Raw genomic sequence first — 9,088 nt, forward strand, 5'->3', positions numbered from 1 at the left:
AGTAGCAATGGCCTGCATGACCCTCTGGCTACCTATGTGAAACGTCAACACGCCCTAGAACACGCGCATAATCTTCGACAGTAGCCAGTCTCGGTGAGACATTCGAATGCAAGCTTCCCAGCCGGGAGATATTGCTTTTCTTAGTACCCAGCAGATCGGCCATCTGTTCCTGTGTCACACCTGCTTTTTTGCGCAAAACAATCATCTGGCGTTTCATCTCGAACGCCGTTGAAAGTGCATCGTATTCGGCTTTGACCTCCGGATATTCCATGCGGTTTGCCGGAATTTATCGAATGTCGGGCGTTTATGTGTCATCGCTCTGTACCTCTTTCGCTCGTTTTTGCACGCCTATTTTATGATGGGTTATCAAATAATAGCTAACCGGTAAAGCCAGCGTTTCATTGCATTTAACGTCAAAAATATGGAAGATATTCTGAAAACGCGTAATTATTTATCACCTTCCTCATCAATTCACAGTCAGGGAGTTAACTCATGACCAGGAAAGTCCTTGTTGTTCTTACCAGTGTAGAAAAATATCCTGATATGGATCGGGCCACAGGATTGTGGCTCGGTGAAGCCGTTCACTTTGTGAAAAAAGTCGAGGCAGCAGGTTATGAAGTTGACTATGTCAGCCCCAAAGGAGGTTACACGCCCATTGATCCCCATAGTCTTTCCATGGCCGAGCCTGTTGACTGGGAGTGGTATCAAGACAAGGATTTCATGAATCGTCTTGGCAAAACGTTGAAAGCCAGCGAAGTCAATCCCGATGATTACGTTGCAATCTATTATGCAGGTGGCCATGGCGTGGTTTGGGACTTCCCGGACAATGCCGAACTGCAATCTATCAGCCGTAAAATCTATGAAAATGGCGGGGTTGTGTCTTCCGTCTGCCATGGTGCAGCCGGATTGCTGAATATCAAGCTCTCGAATGGCAGCCTGCTTGTAAAAGGCAAACAACTTACCGGTTTCTCTAACGAGGAAGAGAAACTGGTTGAACTGGATAAATTTGTCCCTTTCTTGACCGAAACCGAATTGGTCGCACGCGGTGCTATCTACAAGAAAGCTGAGGAACCGTGGGTTTCTTTTGCTGTTGAAGATCAGAGACTGATCACTGGACAGAATCCTGCCTCTGGTGGCGCTGTAGCGGATTTGCTGATCAAAACCCTTGGAAAGTAAGGTCTGAGGGGCCATAACCAGTCTTCAATTGTTTTTATACCAACAAATATTATAATTAGATATATACGTTTATTGAAGGAGCACACTATGCCGGTACAAAAAAATACCAGTGTCACACTGGGCGAGCATTTCGAGAAGTTTCTTGCGCATCAGATTGAAGCCGGGCGCTACGGTTCAGCCAGTGAAGCGATCCGCGCCGGACTACGTCTGCTGGAAGAACGCGAGGCAAAGCTGGAAGCATTACGCCGTGCCCTGATCGAGGGTGAACAAAGCGGCCCGGCTGATTATTCCCTGCAAAATGTTCTGGATGAGCTGGAAAGTGCAGATTAGATGGGATCATTTATCCTCAGGCAGAAAGCAATGGATGATTTACTGTCCATTGGCCGCTACACCCGAAAAGAATGGGGAAAAGCACAACAAATCCGCTATCTGACACAGCTTGACCGTGCATTTCATGATCTGGCGGACAGCCCGGTCTGGGCCGGGCTTGTGATGAGATCCGGGAAGGCTATTTCAAGTATGGGGTTGGTAAACATGTCATTTTTTACCGTTATACTGGAAAAGACCGGATTGAGATTATCCGTATCCTGCATGGCCGTATGGATATCGAACAGCATTTGTAATGCTGTTTTCTATTGTACGGCCCTGATTCCGTTGCCGCCGAAAGCCAGAGGATTTCGGCGACGCGATTTTTTTCCTCAAAACAGAAAAACTAAGCGCTGCTGGTTTCAGCCAGCAGCGTTTTGCTTTGGCCTTTAGTGATTCCAGAAGATATGCACCTCTTCCAATCCTGTTTCCAGGGTGAACACATCGCCGTTCAGCTCCATATCACGGCCCATGCGTTCGTAATCGATATAGTAAGCAAGATTTGCAGGAATCTGCGTGGTGTCTTCGGTTAGTTCTTCCGCAAAATCGGCCAGTGATGGATAGCAGCCGCAGTAGTTTTCCTCTGCTGCCGTTCTGGCTTCTTCCAGGTCACCGCCAAAATAATTCAGCATTCACTGCCAAAATCCGGGTATTTCTCGATAAAGCAGGCGATTTCATGCGTAGTTTCAAGCCCTGCATACTTGCTTAAAATAAACCCGCCAAAGCCTTCATGGTCATGTATCGCATATTCCTCCGCGAAGCTTTCCGGACTGGCAGCCAGTATCTGATTCACTTGTTCCCGGATAGCGTCCAGATCGTCGGCCGCATTGTTCCAGACACCATAAAGTTTGCCATTGTTGTAAGCCGCCAAATCTGCAACAGCCCGAGAGGAAGGCTTCGTCGTCAAAGGGCGCAGCCGTGTCGAGTTGTTTGGCAAGCGCGGCAATGCCCAGACGGTTCGCGCGGATGCAACCTAAAGCGATATATCTTAAGTGCCGATATCGGTAAGGAAGAGATTGAGGTGAAATTTATTGTTCCTGTTCTCGACCTTTTGATGAAAGTAACTAGCTTGTCATGTGAAGCCAAACATTCTTGAATGTGATGCCACAAGCCAAACACCCGATCACTAAGATTACTCGGGGTGCTGATAATTTCAAAAATACTCAATCAACAAGATTGAAAGAAACTTCAAGGTTGTTTACAGAAAGATGGATCACCCGACTATTCCAGAGATCCTTAAATTTATATAGGGTGAAAAAATATGAATTCAGCTTTACTAAGCACCTACTCCAGATTGCAACTGGTCGTTATTGTACTGGTACTATTTATTCCACAGATTGTTCGTGCTGAGTTAGCCGCTGATACGCGCATTGTTACCAATCCTCCTTTGCTGGAGTTAATACGAAACATTCCGCATACAACCGAGCTCATGCAGTCACGCACGACAGTGAATGATTTGTCGCACGAAGCTTCGCTGGCGCTCAATGTGGTTTACACTAACGGCAAGCTGTGGAATCCTTCAGAGCAGCGTTTTGATACGGTCAAGCTGCGCAGCTATCAAGGGACGCATGTAGATCCTGATGCTCCTTATGTTTCTCCCATGCTTGAGGTAAATCCGGGCGATACAATCAGAATTTCCCTCAATAATAAATTACCTGCTGATCCCACCTGCATTCAAACTGATCAAGACATAAACAATCCACACTGCTTTAACGGCACTAATCTGCATACACACGGCTTGTGGGTAAATCCGGCGAGCAATGGCGATAACGTGCTGATATCGATCAATCCTGGTGTGCATTTTCAGTATGAGTACAACATCCCTTCTGATCACCCCGCCGGTACTTTCTGGTACCACACCCATCGCCACGGTTCGACAGCCTTGCAGGTATCAAGTGGCATGGCTGGAGCACTGATTATTCGTGGCAATCGTTTCCCTACTCCAACACAGAACGGTGACATCGATACCCTACTCAAGCCCACCCAGAACCAAGCTTTCAAAGAACGAGTGCTGGTAATACAGCAAATTCAATATGCTTGCCGTGATGCCCTCGGAAATATCAAACTTAATCCGGATAATACCTATCGCTGTGATCCTGGTGATGTAGGTGGTATTGAGGGATATGATCAATTCGGTCCGGGCAGCTGGCCAGCATCAGGGCGCTATACCAGCATCAACGGGCAGGTGTTACCCAATTTCAATGGTACCAGTGCTGGACAGATTGAACGTTGGCGCGTCATACATGGCGGCGTGCGCGATACCATTAATCTCGAATTCAGAAAGCTGAAGGCGGGAAGTCGAAGTCCGCAAGGTTTGCGTGCATCCGAACAGGATGCCTTTATCAATGAGAGTTGTACAGGTGACCCACTTCCTCAGCACTTGATTGCAGCAGATGGGTTGACTACTGGTGCTGTGATCAAAACCGTGCAGACAGTTTACCAGCCTGCTTACCGCTGGGATACATTAATGGCCTTTCCTCAAGCTGGGATCTATTGCGTGATTGATGCTGCTGCGCCCACGGCGTCTAATGTCGATCAGGCTGTACCCTCGCGTCAATTGCTGGGGTTGGTGAATGTCGCAGCGGGACGCAATGTGCCGACCGACATCACGACCTATATTGCTTCTGAATTGGCTGCGGCTGCGGCCATAAATATGCCTGCTGATGTACGCGACAAGGTTGTTGCAGATTTACGCAGCGGACTCAAGTTATCGAGCTTTGTACCGCATCCGGATATCAAGGATGACGAAGTGACTGGTACGCAAGATCTTACCTTCAATATTGACGTAAGCCAGAATCCACCGATATTTGAGGTAAATGGCAAATCTTTTGATCCAGATATCATCAATCGTACACTTATGCTTGGTGGGGTAGACGAGTGGACGCTGCAATCCGATTTTGTAAGCCACCCATTTCACATTCATGTGAATCCCTTTCAGATTGTGAAAATTCTGGATCCAAATGGCAAGGATGTCAGTGGACCAGATGCAATAGACGATGCAGAGGATACCGTGGATCTGCAATATCGAGCACTTAAAGGGATTTGGAAAGATACGCTATGGATAAAAAATATTATGCAGCCCAGTCCGGCTGAGGGTAAATATACCGTTGTGGTTCGCACACGTTACCAGCGTTATATTGGCGATTATGTTTTGCATTGCCATATCCTCGATCATGAAGACCAGGGAATGATGCAAATCGTTCGCGTGGCATTGCCCGATGGTGCAGATGGCATTAGTAAGGGCCATAAGCACTGAATCCACATCAAACAATCCTCATTGAAACGCCCAACCGACTTAGGAGAACCAGGATGGTTACAAGAAGATCTGTATTAAAAGCCGTTGCAGCAGGAAGCGCAATTACTGCATTTTCGGGCATCTTACCTGGGGTAAAGGCATTTGCTCAAACCGGGTTGAGAAAGCGACGTAGCGTCAACAATATGAGTCTTGATGACCCGGATCTGGAAACTTACCGGGATTTTGTCGGCCTCATGCGAGATAAACCACAAACCGACTTAGTGAGCTGGACCGGATTTGCCAATCAACATGGAGATGCAAACGATTTCAAATACTGTCCGCACGGTGACTGGTATTTTCTTCCCTGGCATAGAGGATTTGTGGAAATGTATGAGAAGGCGGCAGCCGTACTAACCAATAACCCAGAATTTGCCATGCCTTATTGGGACTGGACAACATTGCGCCAACTGCCCGCTGCATTTACCGACAAAACCTACAAGGGAAAACCTAATTCGCTCTACGTACCGAGTAGAGGAGATGAAGCATCCATGATACGTAATGTCTTGACCGGACCCTATACGCTGACGGATGCCTTAGTGGGCCCCAAGGTGATTGAAAGCATCTATAAGGAAACCGTGTATGAGGCATTTGGCACCAGCCGTAATCCCAAACAAAATAATCTGGATCCCAAATGGGTGCCTATGGGAGGTGGTAATCAAGGTATTCTTGAGCGCACTCCGCATAACAACATACACAACAATATCGGTGCCTACATGCCGAACTCGAATTCACCGCGGGATCCGATTTTTATGATGCATCATGGCAATATTGACCGTATCTGGGCTTACTGGAATGCACTCGGTCGCAAAAACTCCGATGACCCTCTGTGGCTGAATATGCCATTCACCAACAACTACATCTCACCCGATGGCAAGTTCTATACCAAAGTGGTGAAAGATCTGCAGAGCACCTCCGCACTGGGATACACCTACGACAACATACCCAAGCCCGACAATAAAAAAGTGGACGCGTTGCGCACGCAAAACCTTACTGCCTTATTCGATCCCGCACAAAAATCCACACTGTTTAAAATCAAACAGTCCAATACGCGAGCAGCTACCCTGGCTGCACCGCTGCACTTGTCTCTTCCGCTCGAGGCCCAAACTTTGCAGGAAGTGCTCAAGCCTGTAGCCGAAAATACTGAAGGGCGAGAACTCGTTGCGCTGATTTCCGATATCAAGATCAGTGATAACGTACAAGCCATTCGTGTATTCATCAACCGAGAAACAGTCAATCAGGATGTACCAGATACAGATCCTCATTACGTCACGACCTTGGGCTTTCTCAAACATGGTGGCGATCATGGCTTACCCTCAACCATCGTCAATCTGACTGAAGCGCTAAAAAATATCTCAAAGACAAATAACCTTACGAATGACGAGATTACTGTGCAGCTTTTACCTGTACCCAAACCAGGCGTGGCAACAACAGCAGTCGGTGATGTAGTGCCAGCCTCGATCGAGTTGGCATTCATTTGATGAAAAAATCTGATGCGCGTGATGCAAAGCAAACCGACTGTTCGAATGTTTCTTAGTGGTTTTGTCTTTTTGACAACACTGAGCCATGCTGGCGGAACTCATGACGATCCGATCTCGCGCAGCAAAGCGACCTTGAAATTACCGGCAAAGCAGTGTTTCAATCTCGACGCGGCAAATCTACAAGCTTTGCAGCAGGATCACAAACGTGCAGTCGTCGTCGTGCAGTCATTCAAACCACTCAGACCACCAGCAGGGCTGGTGGTCTGGCTGGTGGTTGGTAATCAACGCTATGAGTTGACACGTTTTGCAGTATATCCGTTGCGCGCATTTACCGTACAGGAGCCGGAGCGGCAATCGCGCTTTCTGGTTTCGTTGATGGAACAGACTTCGCTCATCAAAGCGGGAGAGCCGTTATGCCTGGAAGTAGGTTTTGATGGTTCACAAGGCAGCGGTGAAGCAGAAATAAGGATCGAACTTATTAACACACCAAAGTAATATACAGGTAGTTATCTCTCACGGAGAATCCAAAAGAACGGCCTGAGAAAGTCTATCTTTTACAAAATGACAAATCTGTAATCCGCATGGTTACCTGTAACGATCTGCATTTGAAACTGGATCAACCAGCATTCAGCGCGATTTTAAGCCAGAAATAATTGCAACTATCCGTCCCGCAAACCAGCAATAACTGCGACTGCCGTAGCTATGATTACTGGATTTCGCTATGTCTCGAACTGTTTCAAGTATTTCCATGTGACAGAGGTCTACAGAACTATTGAACCACATCAGGTAGGTCTTTTTTCTTTGGGTGATAAACGAGTATTTCACTTCGTTTCTTTCGCGAAAAAGACCGTCGCTTCCTTTAATATCTGCTTTTCCAGCTTGAGCTGCTTGATTTGCCTCTTCAATTGCCGGATTTCTTCCTGCTCTGCTGTCAACTTCCCATTACCTCGGAATGCCTGATCTGCATCATCTGCCTGGTACTCCCTAATCCACCTCCTCAGCATATTGGCATTGATTTCCAGACTTCGGGATACTTCTGTCGTCGTATAACCCTGCTCCAATACCAAACTGATCGCATCTAATTTGTATTTTTTTGTGTACTGCTTTCTCCTTACCATCGCTTCCTCCAGTTAAGGTTATTTTCTCTTAACTGGAATGTCCGGTTTCATTACATGTTATAAATAGATGCTTACTATCTAAAATTAGGCCAAGTGTTCAAACAGTCGCGCGACCGCCTCAGCACCTGGATCAGCGTGACCGACCAAATGCCTGGCATTGACATAGGAAGCGCGGCCCGCATTCGCCTTGCTCATGTGGGCAGTGCGATCGGCACCCGCACGCGCGGCTTTCGCCGCATCGGACAGGCTCTCTTCCAGGGCATCGAGGGCCGGCGCAAGGGCATCGACCATGGTGCGGTCACCCGGACGTGCCCCGCCGATCTCCTGCATTCTCCGCAACCCGGCCTGCAACGCTTCGCGCATTGGCAAGCCGCTTGAGGCGGCATCGCCCGCTGCGGCGAAGAAGATCGCGAGGAGCACACCGCACGAGCCTCCCATGGTTTGGGAAAGCTCCAAGCCAATGGCGCGATAGAGCTGGGTATGGTCGGCAAGCGGCAATCGATCCACGGCCCTGATCAGGGCGCGTGCCGCGCCGGCCAGCGTGCTGCCGGTGTCGCCATCGCCTGACTTCGCGTCGAGTGCGTTGAGGTCGTTCTCGGCGGCGATTAGAACCTCGCAGCAACTGGTCAGAAACTCCCTGGTCGGCTTGTGCATCGAGGGTATCGGAACGACAGGCGTCAGACCGTCCGGAAGCGCCTGAATCGCGACCTGGCCTAGCCGAGAAACCCGTGGCCACGCCGCCAGCGGCGTGTGCTGCTTGAGCAGGGCGATCTCGGCATCGTCGGCAGGATAGACCGAGATCGAGAAGCCATGCATATCGAGCGATGTCATCATGGCCGCCGGCCCGATGACGTGGGTTATCCGCTCGCCAATCGCTGACCGCCGGATTTCGTTGAGGATGATCGACATCTCGATGACCGACGTGCCGCCGAGATTGTTGACCATAGCGACATGCGGCTTTTCTTCCATTGCAGCTGGCAGACGTTCGACCATGGCAGCGACAGCTTCGCTCGCGCCCTTGAACTCGACCTGCTCGACCCCGGCTTCACCGTGAATGCCGAGCCCAAGCTCGGCCATACCGGGCGGGATGCGATCCTCCTTTGGCGAACCTGGGATGGTGCAGGTGCTGAGCGACATGCCGATGCTTTTTGTCTTTGACGCGGCCTTGCGCGCGGCCGCGGCGACACGCGCCAAGTCGGCGCCATTCTCAGCCAGCGCACCGGCGATCTTGTGCACGAAAAGCGTGCCGGCGACGCCGCGGGCCTGGGGCAAGTCGGGCAACGCCACATCATCGTCCACGATGACTATCTCGACATTCAAGCCGAACTGGCGAGCGCGCTCGGCCGCCAGCCCGAAATTCAATCGGTCACCAGTATAATTCTTGACGATGAGCAGGCAGCCGGACGATCCCGTCACGGCAAGGATGCCTGCCAGAACCGCATCGACTGTCGGCGAGGCGAAGATGTCACCGCACACCGCAGCCGTCAGCATCCCTTCCCCCACAAAACCCGCATGTGCCGGTTCATGGCCCGATCCGCCGCCCGAGATCAACGCGACCTTGGATTTGTCCCAGTCGTTGCGCACGACGACCCGTATGTGCGGATAGCCGTCGAGCCGCGCCAGCTTACCGCCAGACGCCGCGACCAGACCATCGA

9 protein-coding genes and 2 pseudogenes are annotated in these 9,088 nt (G+C 49.9%); 6 read left to right on the forward strand and 5 right to left on the reverse strand.

Going from position 1 to position 9,088, the window contains the following annotated elements; all coding sequences use genetic code 11:
- Positions 1-28: 28 nt before the first annotated feature.
- Complete coding sequence (locus tag ABUL11_RS10390) at positions 29-271, reverse strand: helix-turn-helix domain-containing protein (RefSeq protein WP_350283786.1); 243 nt, start codon at positions 269-271, stop codon at positions 29-31.
- Between the two features lie 221 nt (positions 272-492).
- Between ABUL11_RS10390 and ABUL11_RS10395 the strand changes: the two genes are divergently transcribed.
- From ABUL11_RS10395 to ABUL11_RS10405, 3 genes and pseudogenes are all read left to right on the forward strand, one after another.
- Entirely contained in the window at positions 493-1,176 is a 684-nt protein-coding gene (locus ABUL11_RS10395; RefSeq protein ID WP_350283787.1) for a type 1 glutamine amidotransferase domain-containing protein, read from the forward strand.
- An 87-nt stretch (positions 1,177-1,263) separates the two neighbouring features.
- Positions 1,264-1,506: a type II toxin-antitoxin system ParD family antitoxin gene (locus tag ABUL11_RS10400; protein WP_347888514.1), complete on the forward strand. Its 243-nt coding sequence runs from the start codon at positions 1,264-1,266 to the stop codon at positions 1,504-1,506.
- A 30-nt stretch (positions 1,507-1,536) separates the two neighbouring features.
- Positions 1,537-1,799, forward strand: a pseudogene (locus ABUL11_RS10405) (type II toxin-antitoxin system RelE/ParE family toxin).
- 132 nt (positions 1,800-1,931) lie between these two features.
- Here the strand turns inward: ABUL11_RS10405 and ABUL11_RS10410 are convergent.
- The gene (locus ABUL11_RS10410) at positions 1,932-2,174 is read right to left on the reverse strand and encodes an antirestriction protein ArdA (RefSeq protein ID WP_350283788.1); all 243 of its coding nucleotides are present in this window, start codon (positions 2,172-2,174) and stop codon (positions 1,932-1,934) included.
- Positions 2,168-2,449, reverse strand: coding sequence for an antirestriction protein ArdA (locus ABUL11_RS10415; protein ID WP_350283789.1), 282 nt, complete (start codon positions 2,447-2,449; stop codon positions 2,168-2,170). The genes ABUL11_RS10410 and ABUL11_RS10415 overlap by 7 nt, the downstream gene beginning before the upstream one ends.
- A gap of 354 nt (positions 2,450-2,803) precedes the next feature.
- Between ABUL11_RS10415 and ABUL11_RS10420 the strand changes: the two genes are divergently transcribed.
- From ABUL11_RS10420 to ABUL11_RS10430, 3 genes are read left to right on the forward strand one after another with little or no spacing between them, the layout of a single operon-like run.
- Positions 2,804-4,798 carry a multicopper oxidase family protein gene (locus tag ABUL11_RS10420; protein WP_350283790.1) on the forward strand — a complete coding sequence of 665 codons (1,995 nt, stop codon included), beginning with the start codon at positions 2,804-2,806 and terminating at the stop codon, positions 4,796-4,798.
- Between the two features lie 53 nt (positions 4,799-4,851).
- Positions 4,852-6,315: a tyrosinase family protein gene (locus ABUL11_RS10425; RefSeq protein ID WP_350283791.1), complete on the forward strand. Its 1,464-nt coding sequence runs from the start codon at positions 4,852-4,854 to the stop codon at positions 6,313-6,315.
- Between the two features lie 12 nt (positions 6,316-6,327).
- A complete protein-coding gene (locus tag ABUL11_RS10430) occupies positions 6,328-6,810 on the forward strand; it encodes a hypothetical protein (protein WP_350283792.1) in 483 nt (160 codons plus the stop codon).
- 291 nt (positions 6,811-7,101) lie between these two features.
- Here ABUL11_RS10430 and ABUL11_RS10435 read toward each other — a convergent pair.
- Both ABUL11_RS10435 and ABUL11_RS10440 read right to left on the reverse strand, forming a co-directional pair.
- Positions 7,102-7,433, reverse strand: a pseudogene (locus ABUL11_RS10435) (transposase); the annotation flags it as partial.
- A gap of 84 nt (positions 7,434-7,517) precedes the next feature.
- The coding region (locus ABUL11_RS10440) for a dihydroxyacetone kinase subunit DhaK (RefSeq protein ID WP_350283793.1) at positions 7,518-9,088 on the reverse strand (1,571 nt) is incomplete at its 5' end.

This window comes from Nitrosomonas sp. (assembly GCF_040256045.1).
In the GTDB taxonomy this organism is placed as follows: Bacteria; Pseudomonadota; Gammaproteobacteria; order Burkholderiales; family Nitrosomonadaceae; genus Nitrosomonas.